This is a genomic window from Spirulina subsalsa FACHB-351, assembly GCF_026130165.1.
GTDB lineage: Bacteria > Cyanobacteriota > Cyanobacteriia > Cyanobacteriales > Spirulinaceae > Spirulina_A > Spirulina_A subsalsa_A.
The window spans coordinates 1-16,934 of record NZ_JAIHOM010000005.1 but is presented as its reverse complement, the minus strand read 5'-3'; the positions used below and the strand labels follow the sequence as shown (position 1 = coordinate 16,934).

The 16,934-nt window shown below is 46.0% G+C and carries 10 protein-coding genes; 7 read left to right on the top strand and 3 right to left on the bottom strand.

From position 1 onward, the window contains the following. Positions 1 to 399 precede the first annotated feature (399 nt). Together K4A83_RS01550 and K4A83_RS01545 are read left to right on the top strand one after the other, a co-directional pair. Positions 400 to 3,102: a hybrid sensor histidine kinase/response regulator gene (locus K4A83_RS01550; RefSeq protein ID WP_265262616.1), complete on the top strand. Its 2,703-nt coding sequence runs from the start codon at positions 400 to 402 to the stop codon at positions 3,100 to 3,102. A gap of 59 nt (positions 3,103 to 3,161) precedes the next feature. Beyond that, on the top strand, positions 3,162 to 4,655 hold the full coding sequence (locus tag K4A83_RS01545; protein ID WP_265262615.1) for a hypothetical protein: 1,494 nt from the start codon (positions 3,162 to 3,164) through the stop codon (positions 4,653 to 4,655). Here K4A83_RS01545 and K4A83_RS01540 read toward each other — a convergent pair. Both K4A83_RS01540 and K4A83_RS01535 read right to left on the bottom strand, forming a co-directional pair. Next, the gene (locus K4A83_RS01540; protein WP_265262614.1) at positions 4,649 to 5,479 is read right to left on the bottom strand and encodes a CPBP family intramembrane glutamic endopeptidase; all 831 of its coding nucleotides are present in this window, start codon (positions 5,477 to 5,479) and stop codon (positions 4,649 to 4,651) included. The two genes, K4A83_RS01545 and K4A83_RS01540, sit on opposite strands and share 7 nt — an antisense overlap. A gap of 45 nt (positions 5,480 to 5,524) precedes the next feature. Next, complete coding sequence (locus K4A83_RS01535; protein ID WP_265262613.1) at positions 5,525 to 6,427, bottom strand: Sll0314/Alr1548 family TPR repeat-containing protein; 903 nt, start codon at positions 6,425 to 6,427, stop codon at positions 5,525 to 5,527. A gap of 145 nt (positions 6,428 to 6,572) precedes the next feature. Here K4A83_RS01535 and K4A83_RS01530 point away from each other — a divergent pair, with 145 nt between their 5' ends. Together K4A83_RS01530 and K4A83_RS01525 are read left to right on the top strand one after the other, a co-directional pair. Continuing rightward, a complete protein-coding gene (locus K4A83_RS01530) occupies positions 6,573 to 7,199 on the top strand; it encodes an ABC transporter ATP-binding protein (protein ID WP_265262612.1) in 627 nt (208 codons plus the stop codon). 83 nt (positions 7,200 to 7,282) lie between these two features. Further along, complete coding sequence (locus K4A83_RS01525) at positions 7,283 to 8,209, top strand: RpnC/YadD family protein (RefSeq protein ID WP_265262611.1); 927 nt, start codon at positions 7,283 to 7,285, stop codon at positions 8,207 to 8,209. A gap of 87 nt (positions 8,210 to 8,296) precedes the next feature. Here K4A83_RS01525 and pheT read toward each other — a convergent pair whose 3' ends face one another. Further along, complete coding sequence (gene pheT, locus K4A83_RS01520) at positions 8,297 to 10,732, bottom strand: phenylalanine--tRNA ligase subunit beta (protein ID WP_407809779.1); 2,436 nt, start codon at positions 10,730 to 10,732, stop codon at positions 8,297 to 8,299. Positions 10,733 to 11,132: 400 nt separating this feature from the next. Here pheT and K4A83_RS01515 point away from each other — a divergent pair, with 400 nt between their 5' ends. From K4A83_RS01515 to K4A83_RS01505, 3 genes are all read left to right on the top strand, one after another. Beyond that, the gene (locus tag K4A83_RS01515) at positions 11,133 to 12,725 is read left to right on the top strand and encodes a serine/threonine-protein kinase (RefSeq protein ID WP_265262609.1); all 1,593 of its coding nucleotides are present in this window, start codon (positions 11,133 to 11,135) and stop codon (positions 12,723 to 12,725) included. A gap of 84 nt (positions 12,726 to 12,809) precedes the next feature. Continuing rightward, entirely contained in the window at positions 12,810 to 13,361 is a 552-nt protein-coding gene (locus K4A83_RS01510; protein ID WP_265262608.1) for a zinc ribbon domain-containing protein, read from the top strand. Positions 13,362 to 13,585: 224 nt separating this feature from the next. Continuing rightward, entirely contained in the window at positions 13,586 to 16,723 is a 3,138-nt protein-coding gene (locus K4A83_RS01505) for a transglutaminase family protein (protein WP_265262607.1), read from the top strand. The last annotated feature ends 211 nt before the right edge of the window (positions 16,724 to 16,934 follow it).

Genomic DNA, 16,934 nt, shown 5'->3' with positions numbered 1-16,934 from the left:
CTAAATACCCAAAGGGCAAAAAATAAAGTATCTAAATATACAAAAAGTCTTAAGAAATATTTAGGGGGTGAATCTTTTCCTAATAGTGCTATTATAGGTCTAAAATACACTCTCAGTTTTAAGTTATTGTAAAGATACGGTTAAGACTTATTCGATCAGTCCAAATTGCCCAATAATCCCCTCCGAGAATCACAAACTGAGTAGGTTAAAGAAGGTCAGAATCTGCTCAAATCAAACCTCTAGGAGATAACAGAATTAGCTCAAACTTCTGTTGACTCAAACTTCTGTTGACTCAAACTTCTGTTGACTCAAACTTCTGTTGACTCAAACTTCTGTTGACTCAAACTTCTGTTGACTCAAACTTCTGTTGACTCAAACTTCTTCCTTGGGACTACGGTAATGAAACTACATCTGCGCTTGGTCTTAATCCTACCATTTCTGTTGCAAATATTTACAATAGTAGGCTTAACTGGGTGGTTATCTTTCCGCAATGGACAAAAAGCAGTGAGTGATTTGGCAAGTCAGTTACACACCGAGTTAGCTAAACGCATTGAAGAGAGAGTTCACACTTATTTAGAGATTCCCCTATTAGTTAATGAAATTAATGCTGATGCTATCCGTTTAGGGTTATTAGATATTAATGATATTCCCCGTTTAGAACCATACTTTTTTGCCCAAATGCGGCAGTTTAAAACGGTGAGTTATATTTCCTTGGGAACAGAAGAACGAAACTATGTAGGGGTGGCACGTCGAGACGATAAGTCTCTAATTCTAGAAGTCTCCGATGAGAGAAATAACTATTTTCTTAATACTTGGTTATTGAATGAAGGGGGAGAACGGGTAGAATTATTAAATCCTGGTCCCAGTTACGATCCCCGACAGCGTGAATGGTATCAAACTGGAGTCAGTGCGGGGAAACCCATTTGGACAGAAATTTATCCTTATTTAGTCAGTCAAGAATTAGCCATTACAGCCAGTCGTCCTGTTTATGATGCTCAAGGACAGTTATTAGGTATTATTGGAGCAGATTTAATCCTCACTCAGATTGGGGATTTTTTAGAAAGTTTAGAAATTGGCAAGACGGGAGAAGCTTTCATTATAGAGCGTTCTGGCTTTTTAGTAGCGACTTCAACGGAGGAACTGTTATTTCGAGATAAAGAGGGAAAAAATGAGCGTTTACTGGGGGTAGAAAGCGATGATTTGTTAATCCAAAAAACCGCGCAATCTTTACAGGAAAAATTCGGAGATTTTAACCAGATTACCGCGACGGATCAATTGGATATTGAGATCGAAGGCGATCGCCTATTGCTCCATATTCTCCCCTATCAAGACGAAGGGGGGCTAGATTGGCTGATTGTCCTTGTAGTGCCAGAGCAGGATTTTATGGCACAAATTCACGCCAATACGCGCACCACGATTTTACTCTGTCTGGCGGCTTTAGGCATGGCTAGCCTTTTGGGGATTTATACCTCCCGTTGGATTAGCCAGCCGATTTTACGCTTAATTGAGTCCTCAGAAGCGATATCGGAAGGCAATTTACAGCAGGAGGTTTCGGGGGGTGCGATCGCCGAATTTCAAACCCTTGCTCAAGTCTTTAACCACATGGCAAACCAACTCAATACAGCCTTTACAAATCTAGAGCAAAAAGTTGCAGAACGCACATCAGAACTTGCAGAAGCCAAAGAAATTGCCGACGCAGCGAATCAAGCTAAAAGTGAATTTCTGGCCAACATGAGCCACGAATTACGCACCCCCCTCAATGGCATTTTAGGTTATGCGCAAATTCTCCATCGCGCTAAAGATTTAAACCACCATCGTCAAGGGGTAGAAGTCATTGCTCAAGCGGGTACTCATTTACTCAATCTGATTAATGATATTTTGGATCTGGCCAAAATAGAAGCACGAAAAATGGAACTCTACCCCACAGATTTTCATTTACCTGCTTTCCTCATTGGTGTAGCAGAAATCGCTAAAATTCGCGCTGAACACCAAGGAATTACCCTTTATTCGAGCTTTAATGAACACCTACCTAGTGCAATCCACGCTGATGAAAAACGGTTGCGTCAAGTCTTACTTAATTTACTGGGAAATGCCATCAAATTTACTGATATTGGTCAAGTTATTTTTAAAGTGGAGAGGGTAAAAAATCTTGCCAATCATCCTGATTTTTCGCCAGATGCAACGGCTACTCTGCGCTTCACCATTGAAGATACTGGAGTCGGAATGAGTCCCGAACAACTGACCCAGATTTTTCTTCCCTTTGAACAAGTGGGGAGTACAGCAAAACGCTCCGAGGGGACAGGTTTAGGCTTAACCATTTGCCGTCAAATTGTGGCAATGATGGGGAGTGAATTACAAGTTAAAAGTACGCTAGGCACGGGGAGTCAGTTCTGGTTTACCCTTGATGTACCAGTTTCTCAGAAATGGGTTAATAGGGTCACTCAATGCCAAAAAGGAAGGATCATTAGCTATACAGGAGAGCGAAAAAAAATCTTAATTGTCGATGATAAAGTAGTCAATAGAAGAGTGATTAACGAGATTTTAAACCCCTTGGGGTTTGAGATTCAAGAGGCAACCAATGGAGTCGAAGGATTGGCTGTTTTGGCGAAATGGCAAGCGGATTTAATCATTACAGACATTGCAATGCCTGAGATGAATGGTTATGAATTTGTTAGAAATTTGCGTCAGTCTTACTCTTGCACTGTGCCAATTATTGCCGCCAGTGCTAGTGTATCGTTATCCGATCAAAGTCTAGCCTTTAAGGCAGGATGTAACAGTTTTTTAGAAAAGCCACTCGACTTAGAAAAATTACTAAGTTATATTCAACAACATCTCAAGTTACAATGGATGTATGAGCAAGAAGCGCAACCCCTCACCAAAGAACAGCCTCTTGTCTTTCCCCCAGCTCAGAAATTGCAAGTTTTCTACCAAACTTTAAGAATTGGGGATATTGGCGGACTGGAAGAAGCAGCGAGACAACTGGGAGCAGAGAACAAAGACTATCGGGGATTTTGCGATCGCCTTCTCACCCTCAGCGCCGAGTTTGATGAGTCAGGCATCTTGCAATTACTCGATCAAGCCGTATCCGTTGACATCCTCTAAAACTGTGCTAGCTTAGGACAAACTTAATGATTTTTCCTTGCAGTAAGAGAGGATAATCCATGCAAGCATTGAATCAAAAAATTAGAGAAATTAGTCAAAATATCTTAAATAATTCTCAGAATTTTTTATGGAAAAACCTAGTCTTTTATGGATTCATAATTCTATTATCCGGCTATTTTATAAACTCTCTTGTGATTAAGCGTGAGTTTCACGATTATATTTTTGCTGAATGGTTCATTCACTATAGAAGTGGTTTTGTCCGACGGGGATTAGGTGGACATATTTTGCTATTTTTACAGGACAATTATAGCATTAATGCTGGTCTTGTTTTAACGGGTTTATCCTACTTCATATTTTTAATGTTTTCTATTTTCTATGTTCTTAAGGTCAAGCAATATAAAAAATACATCGATCTTGAATCGCTTCTCGTTTTGTTGTTTTTGCCTGTGCTGATTCTTTTCCCGGCAAATACAAGAGTCATTGTGGGTCGCAAAGAGTTTCTCTTTTTTTTGAGTTTACTTGCAAATTTATGGCTAGTTCATCAAGCATTAACGCCCATCATTCGGGACAATCTTGACATATCCAATCAGCGCAAATTCATTGATTCTTATTCCCTAAAGTTAGGGTTGATTTATAATTTAATTTCAGTACCAACAACCTTAACTCATGAAGCTATTTTATTTTTATCATTGCCCTTAAATCTGATTATTACGAGTAGTGTTCTGAGCCTACAATTTTTTCCTCTCAAATCATTAAAGCGTACAATCATGATTTACGCTCCTACCCTGGTCGTCTCAGTTATTTGTTTATTTTTTAAAGGTAATAAAAATATTGCATTAGCCATTTGTGAATCATGGCAAAAGTATAGTCATCTATACCCTGAGTTAATGGCAGACTGTAATCAAGAAATGTACGGTGTTTTAAAATTTTTCCAAATTTCTACATTGGAAGCTATCCAAGAAGTAATTGAGATGAACATTCTTCAAGATCATGGGATGTCCTTTGTCCTTTGGATTTTTGGATTTACCATTAATCTTATCCTGTTAATGCGTATGTCTTTTAGGGTTTTAGATTCTTTTATCAACCGATACTCTCGTCAAAACAACCCGATTGATCCATCTATTCATACTCAATCTAACTCAATTGAAGTCTTTACTCGTTTTAGTTTTAAATATATTCTTCTACCTTTCATTGGTACAGGTATTCTTTATGTTATTGCTCTGGATTGGGGGAGGTGGCTTTTTATCACTGCCATTAGTTATGTTTTGTGTTTGTTAACTCCTAGCTTAGTTCAGCTAGAAACCCTTCACAGTCATAGTACCCACTGGATGCTAACCTGCCTTTCTCCTTTATATCTTGTTTATAAAAAAGCCGTTTATTGGATTTATTCTCAAGCATTTGTTGAGAAATTTTATCCTGCTTATTTAAGCTTGTTTCTTTATACTCTGTTTTTTTTCAAATTCCCACACTTTGATATCAAAATTTATAATATTTACCCACCTTATCTTTGGGGAATTATAAAAAAAATGATTAAGTTTTCAATCAATTATTGAGTGTTTGAACCTCGGGGAGCATCACCCAACCAAACCATCAAGAAACCGAGGAAAATTAAGCCCAATAGACCCGCCAAGGGATTACGATCTACTCCAGTAATCCAAGGGGAAACTTTATCCGTATAGTGAATTAACTGGCCTACATTAATGATGTAATAGCCCCAAATTAAGCCCGCGTGGAGTCCGATAGCCATGCCCAAACCGCCATATTTCCAACGACTCCAAACGAGATTAAGACCCAGTAAAACGAGGCCAGGAAATTGGGGAAAAGTGCGAATCATTTCGCTGAGGGGTTTGATGAAGTGGAGGGCGGCGAAAATGAGGGCATTAACCCATAATACGGTGTTGGGTCGATAGTCTCGTTCTAGTTCATCTAAAAACCAACCCCGAAAGAATAATTCCTCGGCAAATCCTACACCTAACGCGGTGAAAATGCCCTCCGTGGCCGCTTGGAGGACTTGGGGGGAGGGGTGTAAGGTAGCCCAGCCAAAGATGACCATGAGGCCGAATAAGTCAAAGGTGATCACAACGCCGATGATTAATCCGGTGAGGCATTCTCGGCCGTTGGTGACAGTGGGGGAGAGGCCATAGTGAGAAAAGGGAGATGGGAGATGGTAAACTTTTTTCCCCCACAGGGGAAGGAGGATGAGGAATTCCACGAAGAGGATAGCCATGGTCACGATGGTGGCTAAGTTGGTATCGTGGCGTAAAAACCAGTGGAGGGGGAGGGCGAAGGGTGCCCAGAGGAGGCCGAGAGTGAGGATGAAAATACCCAGCCTCAGAGGTGCTGGGTATTGAGCAAGACGGGAGAAATTGAGTTTCACGGGAGAGCTTAGAAGGGTAATATTTTGTCTAAGCTATCACGGTTTTTAGGAGTTTTCATTCAGCCATTCTTGGGCAATGCGGCGTTCTCGTTCCATTTGGGGGATGAGGGCGGCCGGGAGTTGGTCTTTTTGGGCGATCGCACTATCAAAGAGTTGGACTGACTGCTGCACAACAGTGACTTGATTGTTCTGTTTCCCTTTTTCATGGAGAATCTGGGCTTGCAGATAAATCACTTCGGGGTTGTTGGGGGTTTCGCTGAGGGCTTTTTCAATGTAAGTTTGAGCTTTATCATATTCCCCCAAGTCACGGTAGGCTAAGGCAATCCCCCGATTGACGAGGTAGGAAGGGGCGGCGTTGCGTTGCAGGTTAGCGATCGCCTTATCCGCACTCACAAAGGGGACATTCACCGCCAACAATAAATCCATGTAGCCTTTAATGATGTTTAATTCCGGATCATTGGGGTCCACTCGTTCAGCCGCTTGTAGGTAGCGTAACACCTCTTGAAGTTTAGACACCGCACCAATCGGACCGCGAGTTTTAAAGGTGTGAGTGCCTTCGAGAAAATGGCCAATCGCCGTGTAGAGATTCCCCCGTAAGGGATCTTGACTCATCAAACTTTGAGCCGCCGCTAGGGTTTGATCTGCATAGCTTTTGAAAGCGGCGAGATCATCCCGTTGGAAAGCTAAGGCAGCGCGGAGAGACAGCGCGAGGGGATCATTAGTTCCTTCGGCAATGGCGGCCTCGATTTGTCGCGCTGCTTCGGGATAGTTGCCATATTTAAAGTAAGCTTCAAAAGCTGCCTCAGTCGTGTCAGAAATATTGCGGGGGTTATTGGTGCGGAAGGGATCCCCCGCTAAAGCAGGATTGCCCCAGAGCGTTAAACTGAGGGCGATCGCAGAAGAAAAAGTGAGTGAGAGTCGTTGAATTGCTGTTAAGGAAACGTTCATGATAGTTTCTCGCAGAGTAAGCTACAAGAGAGCATAAGATTTGAGTAGGTAGGGAGACGGAATCCTTAAAAGCTTAGTTCCACCCCCACCCTGAAGCCATCCTAACCTAGTCCTCTTGTCACAGCCATCTAACGATTCAACCTCAATGCTCTATATCAAAAACCTGAGTTATCACCCCCCCGCCACCCCTACACCCATTTTGAGTAATATTTCCCTAGAACTCGCCCCCCAACAGTTAGGTTTAGTCGTCGGTCCCAGTGGTTCAGGCAAATCCACCTTTTTGGAAATGGTATCAGGCCTCGCAGAACGCACCAGTGGAGAGATTGGCTGGGGGAGTCAGGTATTAGAGGCTTACGAATTACAGTATTTAGCCGGTTTAGTCTTCCAGTTTCCAGAACGCCATTTTTGCGGCAGTAACCTACTCGAAGAATTACGACTTGGACACCCAGAATTAACCTCAGAACAAGTCAAAAGGGCGCTAGAGGAGGTCGGTTTAGACCATTTACCCCTCTCCACCTCTCCCCATGATTTAAGCGGCGGACAACAGCGCCGTCTCGCCTTAGCCGTTCAATTGATCCGTCAACCGAATATTTTATTGTTGGATGAACCAACGGCGGGTTTAGACTGGTCAATGCGGCAACAATTAGCGAAATTACTGGCGAAGTTAAAGCAACATTGGACCCTGCTAGTTGTTACCCATGATGCAGGAGAATTATTACCCATTGCCGATCAGTGTTGGCAGATTGAACAGGGACAAATTCGTAAAGTTTAGAGCTACCCTTTAAGCTCTACCAAAAAGAGAGACTCCAGAAAACATCTGATAAAATACCCCTGTCCCTTGTTCTGTAACCCCTTGTGACTCGTTTCATCCACGACCAATTCGCCAAACAGTACCTCACTGAACTGCTCTCCCCCCTTGGTACAGTAGAAAGCAACAAAGAAATTGCCCCGGAAGTCCGTTATATTGATATTTTCTTCACCCCTAACACCTCCAACAACAGCCACCGAGAACGTTTAGGATTGTTAGGGGAAATGACCCGCACCCCCGCCTTATTTGAACCCTTCCGCAATGCCATTACCCGCACCGAAATGCGGACTTGTTTGATTAAACTTTTTACCTTACAGGGAGAATTAGAACGTCAAGCCAACCGCCAGAATACCCCCGTTAATGAGGACGAACTCCCCAGACTGTGGATTTTCACTCCAACAGCTTCCGTAGACTTTCTGAACAGTTTTAATGCTAGTACAGATGAGGAAAACTGGGGGAGTGGGATTTACTTCTGCGGGGAAGGATTCAAAGCCGCCTTCATTGTGATTCATCAGTTACCTCGAACCCCAGAAACGCTATGGTTAAGAGTATTAGGACGGGGGAATGTCCAAAAACAAGCGGTGGAGGAATTGGATAATCTACCGGAGAATGACCCCCTACGGGAAAATATTCTAGAATTAGTACAAGCGATGATTGCCATTTTGGAAAAGCGGCAAAGAAAAGCCGAAGCCTTAAATGTAGAAGAGCAGGAGTTGATAATGAATTTATTAGAAATGTACGCGGAAATTAAGGCGGAAGTGCGGGAAGAAGGGAAGGCTGAAGGTTTGCGGGAAGGAGAACAACAAGCGACCCGGGAATTTGTTCAAACCTTGCTCCGGACACGCTTTGGGACAGTGGATGAGCAACTGATGGCACGGGTGAATACCATCGCCTCCCTTTCCTCGGAAGAGTTTACCCCCCTCCTCATTCAACTCTCCCGGGAGGAAATCCTTGCTCGTTTTCCGCTTGACTGATAGGTTTCAGCCTTAACGGGTTAACAATCCCCCACAGGTCACAAGCTTTAGAATCCGGAGGATGGCTCATGCTCCCCCGGTGTCTTCTTAAGATCGTAAGGTGACGGTGAATTGCTCTACTAAGGCATCCCGTACCTTTTGGTGAACGGGTTCTACTTCTTCGTCGGTTAATGTGCGATCGCCTGCTCGGTAGGCCAAACTAAAGGCTAAACTCCGTTGACCTTCTGGCACCCCCTTCCCTTGATACTCGTCGAAGAGTTCCACCTGCTCTAGGAGGGCTTTTCCAGCTTCCTCCATGGTCTGGGCAAGGGTTCCCACGGCTAAATCTACCGGGGCGAAGAAGGCTAAATCCCGCTCTACGGCCGGATAGGGGGAATAGACCTTAAATTTGGTGGGTTCGTCGTGTTTCATTTGAGACAGCAGAACCTCGGCCTGGAGTTGAAACACATAAACGGCTTCGGGAAAGTTGCGATCGCGCTGAACTTGAGGATGCAACTGGCCAAAAATCCCCAGTTCCTGTTCTCCTAGCCACAGGGAAGCCGTGCGACCTGGGTGAAAGAGTGCCTCAGTGCTACAGGGTTGATAGTTCACCGTCACCCCCAAACGACTGAAAGCACTCTCTAACAACCCTTTCGCCTCATACCACGTCATGGGCGACCCCTTCCCGCTCGTAGTCCAGCGTCCCGAGGTGAAGTAAGACCCCCCTAAAATCCCGGCAATTTCATCGGCTTCCCCCAGTTTCCCATCTTCCAGCTTGTGGAAAATGCGCCCAATTTCAAAGGCATTTAAAGCCCCATTCCCTTGGGATTGATTATATTCAAAGGCATCTAACAACCCATTGACCAACTCATAACGTAGGGCTGAATATTCACTCAGTAACGGGTTAGCAATCACCACCTGCGCCATTTCTGGTTTCACGAGGGAATAGTGAACCACCTCCGTTAAACCAATCCCTCGCAACGCCGACCGAATCTCATTGTAGGCCTTGCGTTTGGGAGGCAAAATCCCCGGTTCTGTTTTGCGGGGTAAGGTATCACAAAAACGGTCATAACCGTATAATCGCGCCACCTCTTCAATCAAGTCAATTTCCCGTTCTAGGTCGCGGTAACGGTAGGGGGGAATCGTCACCTGCCAGACCGTTTCTGAACCGGAAACCGCTTTAAGTTTACAGCCCAAGGCGCTGAGAATCCCTTCCACTTCCGACGCTTCAATTTCTCCCAACACCTCCCCTTTCTTCACCTGACCCAGAACCCCTTGAAGACGAGATAAACGCAATTCAAGGGTGCGAGTCCAGTCTTGAACTGGGGGACGGCTATCATCGGCTTGTTGGCTCACTACCTGCCCCCCAGCTAACTTGGTAATCAGGGCAATCGCCCGCCCACAGGCGAGATCCAATTCTACTGGGTTCACCCCCCGTTCATAGCGGGCCGAGGACTCGGTTCTGAGGCCTTGACACCGGGAGGAACGGCGAATGGCTACGGGGTCAAATAACGCCGCTTCTAGGAGGAGGTTAGTGGTTTGGTCATGAACCTCGCTTTCCTCGCCCCCCATCACCCCAGCGAGAGCTACAGGACGATCATTCACTGTGATTAACAGGTTTTGGGGTTGGAGGGTGCGGGTTTGTCCGTCGAGGGTGGGTAAAGACTCTTCCCCCTGAGCAAACCGCACGCCTACGGCCAATTCTGGGTTGTTGGTCAGGGTTTGCAGGCGATCGCGATCAAAAGCGTGCAGAGGCTGCCCCCACTCCAACAACACATAATTCGTCACATCCACCACATTATTAATCGGGCGAATGCCAGCCCCTTGGAGACGGAACTTTAACCAATCCGGTGACGGACCAATTTTCACCCCTTCAATCACCGTCCCAATATAAACCGGACAAGCTTGTTTTTCCGTCACCCGCACCGTCAGCCCCCCCTTCCCCGCCACCTTGGGCGTAGAAGCTTGGGGTAACTTCACCTCCCCTTGGGTCAATGCCGCCACTTCCCGCGCTACCCCCACCATACTCAGGGCATCAGCACGATTTGCTGTCGATGTCAAGTCTAAAATTACATCATCCAGACCTAAATAGGGGCGCACATCACTGCCCACAGTCATCCCCTCATCGGGGAAAATATGAATTCCTTCCGACTCCTTAGCCAGTCCCAACTCTGCCAAAGAGCAGATCATCCCTTCGGACTTCACCCCGCGCAGTTTGGTCGGCTTCAACTTGAGATCAATCGCGGGTAAATAGGTTTTAGGGGGGGCCACCGGGACAAAAATCCCCGCTTTCACATTGGGCGCCCCGCAGACAATCGTAGAGGGAGACGCTTGCCCCAAATCTACCGTACAGACACTTAATTTATCCGCATTGGGGTGACGCTGGCAGTCGAGAACCTTACCGACAACAACACCCTCTGCGAAGGCGCGACGATCGATAATCTCTTCCACTTCAAAACCTGCCAGCGTTAGCACTTCCGCCAATTGTTCCGGCGGGAGTTCCACTGTAACTAACTCCCGTAACCAGTTCAAAGAAATCAGCATTAAATCGTCGCTTCCTGCTAACTTAACAACTTCCCGTTTTAGAAGGACGGGACTTGTACCCATTTTGGGGTTCAAAGTTTCATCGTAGCAAAAAACTAGGGTCTACAACCCTGCCCTGTGTTAAAAATCCGTCGTCTAACAAGAAGATTGGGAAAAATTAGTATATCCTAGTGATAAGAGCCGAAGGGACAACCTTATTTTTGAAATCCTTGAATAAATCCCTAAATACGAATAACTCCCAGAGATTCTAAAATTAGAAGCGATTAAAAAATTGCGTATTTTCCGCAGTGTGTTTTCCTTTCTTTGAGTAATGAACACCTCCCCCTTTCCCTAGCCGGATTTAGTACAGCCCCCCAAAGGGCATTTCTACAGATTGGTATTTCTACATTGGTGATGCTGAATGAGTTACTGCCTCAATCCCACCTGTCCTCAACCCAAAAACCCTGATCATGTGTCCGTGTGCCAAGCCTGTGGCAGTAAACTTATTCTGCGCGATCGCTACCGTGTCGTCAAAGGACTAGGACAGGGCGGATTCGGTGCAACCTTTCTCGCCGTTGACCTACAGCTACCCGGAAACCCCCTCTGCGTCATTAAACAACTGCGCCCCTCCACCAATGATCCCAACGTTTTCCAGATGGCGCGAGAACTCTTTGAACGAGAAGCCACTACCTTGGGAAAAATTGGCAATCATCCCCAAGTTCCTCGCCTATTAGACTACTTTGAAGACAACAAGATTTTCTATCTCGTTCAGGAGTACGTTAAGGGGAATAATCTCCAGCAAGAAATTAAACGCAATGGTCCAGTCAGTGAAGCCGGAGCCAGACAGTTTTTAAGTGAAATTCTGCCCATGCTCCAGTATATTCACTCACAAAAAGTCATTCACCGCGATATCAAACCCGCTAATTTAATTCGACGAGAGCAAGATAAAAAGTTAGTTCTCATTGACTTTGGGGCGGTGAAAAATCAAGTGACCCCCCAAACCCCAGCCAGCGCTTCCGACCAAACCGCCTTAACCTCCTTTGCCGTAGGGACTCCGGGCTTTGCCCCCCCCGAACAAATGGCCCTGCGTCCTGTCTTTGCTAGTGATATCTACGCCCTCGGGGTGACTTGTATTTATCTCCTCACCGGGAAATCCCCCAAAGATTTAGACTATGACCCCAAAACTGGGGAAATGATGTGGCAGAAAAATGTGGATATCTCGGAGAACTTCGCCAATGTATTAAGCAAAATGTTAGAAGTCTCCGTCCGTCATCGCTACCAAACAGCCGACGAGGTGTTAAAAGCCTTGGATATGGAACCCTATCTCGAAAGTTTAGCCGAGGGATTAGTGGCAAAACCCACCGGAGGCAGTGGGAATAACCTGCCTAACTCGGGACGGGATATGTATGACTCCTCGCCCTCGGGAAAACCCCTCTCGGCGACGGAACGCTTGGCGATGGCCATTCGCAACAAGCGCAATAATCCTAATGTGGGGTCGCCCTTGGGTCGGAGTGGACGGGGGGCTTTTGATACAACCAGCACCCTACAAACCTCTGGTCGTCCGGCTAAACGCAAAGTTCAGCGACTGGATGAAGAATCCCTTTTAAATGCTTATGTCAAGGGGCGGCGGGATTTTGCCCAACAAAATTTGAGTAATTTAAACTTGCCGGAAGCCAACTTAGCAGGGGGAATTTTCCACCAGTCCAAGTTAAAACGGACAAATTTGCAGGGGGCAAACTTGAATCATGCGGATTTTGGTCGGGCGAGTTTAGTGAGTAGCAATTTCCGGGATGCTAACTTGGGACGGGCTTATTTAGTAGGGGCCGATTTGGAAGGGGCCGATTTACGGGGGGCTGACTTGAGTTATGCCAACTTCCGGGGGGCAAACTTGCGCGGGACGAATTTGTGCGGGGCGAATTTAGCCAATGCCACCATTACGGATGAGCAGTTAGGGGTGGCTAAAACCAGTTGGACGACGATTTTACCCAACGGGAAACGGGGTTTTTGGGGCTAGAGAGTTTATTAAATGTTAAGAATGGGCGATCGCATCTCCCCCCAGTCTTAAAATAACAGCAGAGCGAATGAGGCAAATGCAATCATGGCTTATCTCTGCGAGTTAGGGGCCAATCGAACCGTTTATCTAGACAATCAAGGGGCGCAAACGGTTGTCACCACGTTTACAGGAAGTTCAGGGCAGCAACAACAGTCCAGCAGTGGTTTCACCACCGGACCCTGGACTGCTCCCCCGGAAGTCTTCCAAACTCCCCAAGGGGTTGTGATTCAAATTCACACCGAACGAGGGGAACAGTTGATACAAGTTCAGGGGGGAAGCATGAGTACCATGGGCAGTTTCCCCGCTTCGGGCCAAGCGCAACAGATGCAAGTTTCCTCCGGGGTATCCATGCCCCAAGCACCCGAAATGAAACCCATGCAGCCCATGCAACCCATGCAGCCCATGCAACCCATGCAGCCCATGAAAATGGGCAATATGGAGATGAACACCAACCCCATGCAAATGCGCATGGGCAACATGGAAATGAATATGGGGTCATCTTCCCCCACGGCACAACGTCGTTTTTGTAGTCAGTGTGGCAGTCCTGTACAACCGAGTGACCGTTTTTGTGCCAATTGCGGTCATTCTTTACAGTAAACAGTAATCAGACAGCCGTTTAAAGATGGTGCGTCAAGATTACAGGAATTCCTGTTCCAACTAAGTCAAATCTGACCCACTACCATCACCCCATTCCTAACATGGGGGTTTTAGGAGGTGTCTAGTAAACAGTGATTAATTATCAATTATCAATTGCCTTGACAAGAGGACAAAGGGCTTAACTTGTCACAATACTATTCCCCATTTCCTATTCCCTATCATCCATGACCCTTAAAGTTAGCCTGCATCATAAATTACACTACCACTATTCTCAACCCGTCTTTCTCGGTCCTCATACCTTGGGTTTGCGTCCTTCTCCTCACTGTCGCACTCCCATTCAAAGCTATAACATCACCATCCAACCGAGCAACTATAGCATTACTTGGCAACAAGATCCCTACGGAAATTATCTCTCGCGCTTAAATTTTCCGCAAAAAACGCAATACTTATCAATTGATGTAGATTTAATCGCGGAAATGCGACCGATTAATCCCTTTAATTTTGTTTTAGAACAATACGCCATCAATTATCCTTTTGCCTACGAATATCAATTAGCCAAAGAACTTGAACCTTTTTTAGCAACCATTGAAGCGGGAGATTTACTGCAAAGCTGGATACAAAACAATCAATATTCTAATATTTATACTCCCAATTTTATCATTGACTTAAATCAAAAACTTGCCCAAGAAATTACCCACATTATTCGATTAGAAGAAGGAATACAAACCTGCGAAGAAACCTTAGATAAAAAAGTAGGATCTTGTCGAGATACGGCTTGGTTATTCGTGCAAATTTTGCGTCATTATGGATTAGCTGCCCGCTTTGTTTCTGGCTATTTAATTCAACTCCAAGAGGACATTCCTCCCCTTGATGATTCCCCCAGTATTAAAGAAGATTGTGGGGATTTACACGCTTGGACCGAGGTTTATTTACCGGGTGCGGGGTGGATTGGATTTGACCCTACATCAGGATATTTAGCTGCCGAGGGACATATTCCCCTCGTTTGTACCGCAGAACCAGGGGCCGCGAGTCCCGTCCAAGGGACAACAGAACCTTGTGAGTCGAGTTTAGATTTTGCGGTGACAGTAACGCGCCATGAAGAAACTCCTCGGGTGACAAAACCTTACAGCGAACAAGTTTGGAAAAAAATTGATCAATTGGGGCAAAATATTGAGGATAAGTTAGACTATTTAGGGGTTGGTTTAACCATGGGAGGTGAACCAACTTTTGTTTCGGTGAAAGACTTAGAATCTGCCCAGTGGCAGGTGGAAGCCTTGGGAGAAGATAAGTATAAATTAGCCAAAAAATTATTAGAACGGCTGGAAACTTGTTTTTCTCAAGGGGGCGGATTGCTCCATTATGGCTCGGGTAAATGGTATCCGGGGGAAATATTACCCCGTTGGGCATTAGGTTGTTATTGGCGAAAAGATGGCGTTCCGTTATGGCAGAATAGCTTGTTACGGGCGGATGAGGATAAAGACTATAAATATGGGGTCAAAGATGCCCATAAATTTATTCATCAGTTAGGGCATTTTTTGGGGGTTGATGCGTCAGGAATTCTCCCGGTTTATGAGGTAGAAAAAGACGAGGCGGCGGGTTATATTTTACCAATTTTATCTACTGTAGAACAAGAAACGTTAATCTGGACAACTTGTAAGTGGTCATTAAAGCAGGAACGCTTAGAACTTTTAGTGGGGGATTCAACCCTAGGCTTTCGCTTGCCGTTGGAACAGAAAGATTGGGCGGAGGAGTTAGTTTCTGAGGCGATTTTTTCCTTAGATCATGATCCGGTTCAAGTCTGTACTGAACCCAGTCTCTCACCGGATGATTCCATTCGCATTGCTTTGGGGGTGCAAGTGCGGGGTGGGGTGATGTATGTTTTTATTCCGCCGTTTAGTTCGGTGCGGGGATTTGTGGATTTAATGGCGACGATTGAAAAGACGGCAGAAACGTTAAAAATTCCGGTGATTTTGGAAGGTTACACGCCGCCGGGTGGGGGGGGAATTGTGGGGTTTCAAATTACACCAGATCCCGGTGTAATTGAGGTGAATATTCACCCCGCAAGCTGTTGGGATGAGTTGGTAAAGATTCAAACGGCTTTGTATGAACAGGCGCGTTTGTGTGGCTTAGGCAGTGAAAAGTATATGCGAGATGGGCGACGGGTGAGTACAGGGGGGGGATCTCATATTACTATTGGGGGGCAACGGGTAGAGGAGAGTCCTTTGTTGCGTCGTCCTGATTTGTTAAGGAGTTTGATTAGTTATTTTCAAAATCACCCCAGTTTGTCTTATTTATTTTCGGGTTTGTTTGTGGGGCCAACGAGTCAATCGCCGAGGGTGGATGAGGCGAGACATGAGAGTTTATATGAGTTGGAATTGGCGTTTCAGTCGTTTAAACCGTTTGAGGAGTTGCCTGCTTGGTTGGTGGATCGATTGTTGCGAAATTTGTTGATTGATGTGACGGGAAATACTCACCGGACGGCGTTTTGTATTGATAAGTTATATCCGGTGGACAATTTCCGCAATCAGTTGGGATTGTTGGAGTTTCGTTCTTTTGCGATGGCTCCCCATGCTCAGATGAGTTTGTTGCAAATGTTACTGATTCGGGGGTTAGTGGCGTGGTTTTGGGATTGTCCCTATGAACGGCCTCTGGTGCGTTGGGGGACGATGTTACAGGATCGGTTTTTGTTACCCCATTTTATTGGGGAGGATCTCAACGGGGTGATAGTGGAGTTGCGGGAGGCGGGTTTTTTATTTGAGTGGGATTGGTTTGCGCCGTTTTTCGAATTTCGTTTTCCGTTTTATGGGGAGATTGTGCGGGAGGGGATGCGTTTGGAGTTACGTCACGGGATTGAACCTTGGTTGGTGTTGGGGGAGGAAATCAGTCGAGGAGGAACGGCGCGCTATGTGGATGATTCGATGGAACGGTTGCAGGTGAAGTTAGAGGGTGCGATCGCCTATTCCCCGAATGCTGATAGTGATTCGGGGCGCTATGCGGTGACTTGTAACGGTTTGCCGGTACCATTAAGGTCTACAGGGAAGGTGGGGGAATATGTGGCCGGGGTACGTTATCGCGCTCGTCAATATGCCTCACAACTCCATCCGGCGATCGCACCCCACAGTCCTTTATTATTCGACATTGTAGACACTTGGACCAGGCGTTCTATTGGAGGCTGTACCTATCATGTCACCCCCCCTAATGGGATGCTCTACGAGACGTTCCCCATTAATCCTCGGGAAGCGGAATCCCGGATGATGGAGCGTTTTGTGCCGATGGGCCACAGTCCGGGGGTGATTGAATTGCCTCCTGTACAACGGAGTCCGGAGTTTCCCTTAACTTTAGATTTGCGTTTAGGGGTCTAAAAGCCTCTGGAGTCCTAAGCCAGAGTCCCAGATTGACATCCTCCCCGGCCTAAAGGCACGGGGATTCCCAGTCTGTCCACATTAAGTGGACTCCTGATGGGTAGACAGACAAGCAACCGCCCCAGATTGGGGTCTAACACTGCTTAACGCCTGTCCATTCAGGTCGGCAAGCCCTGCCGCCATAATATTTACACTGGCATTCACATCCCGG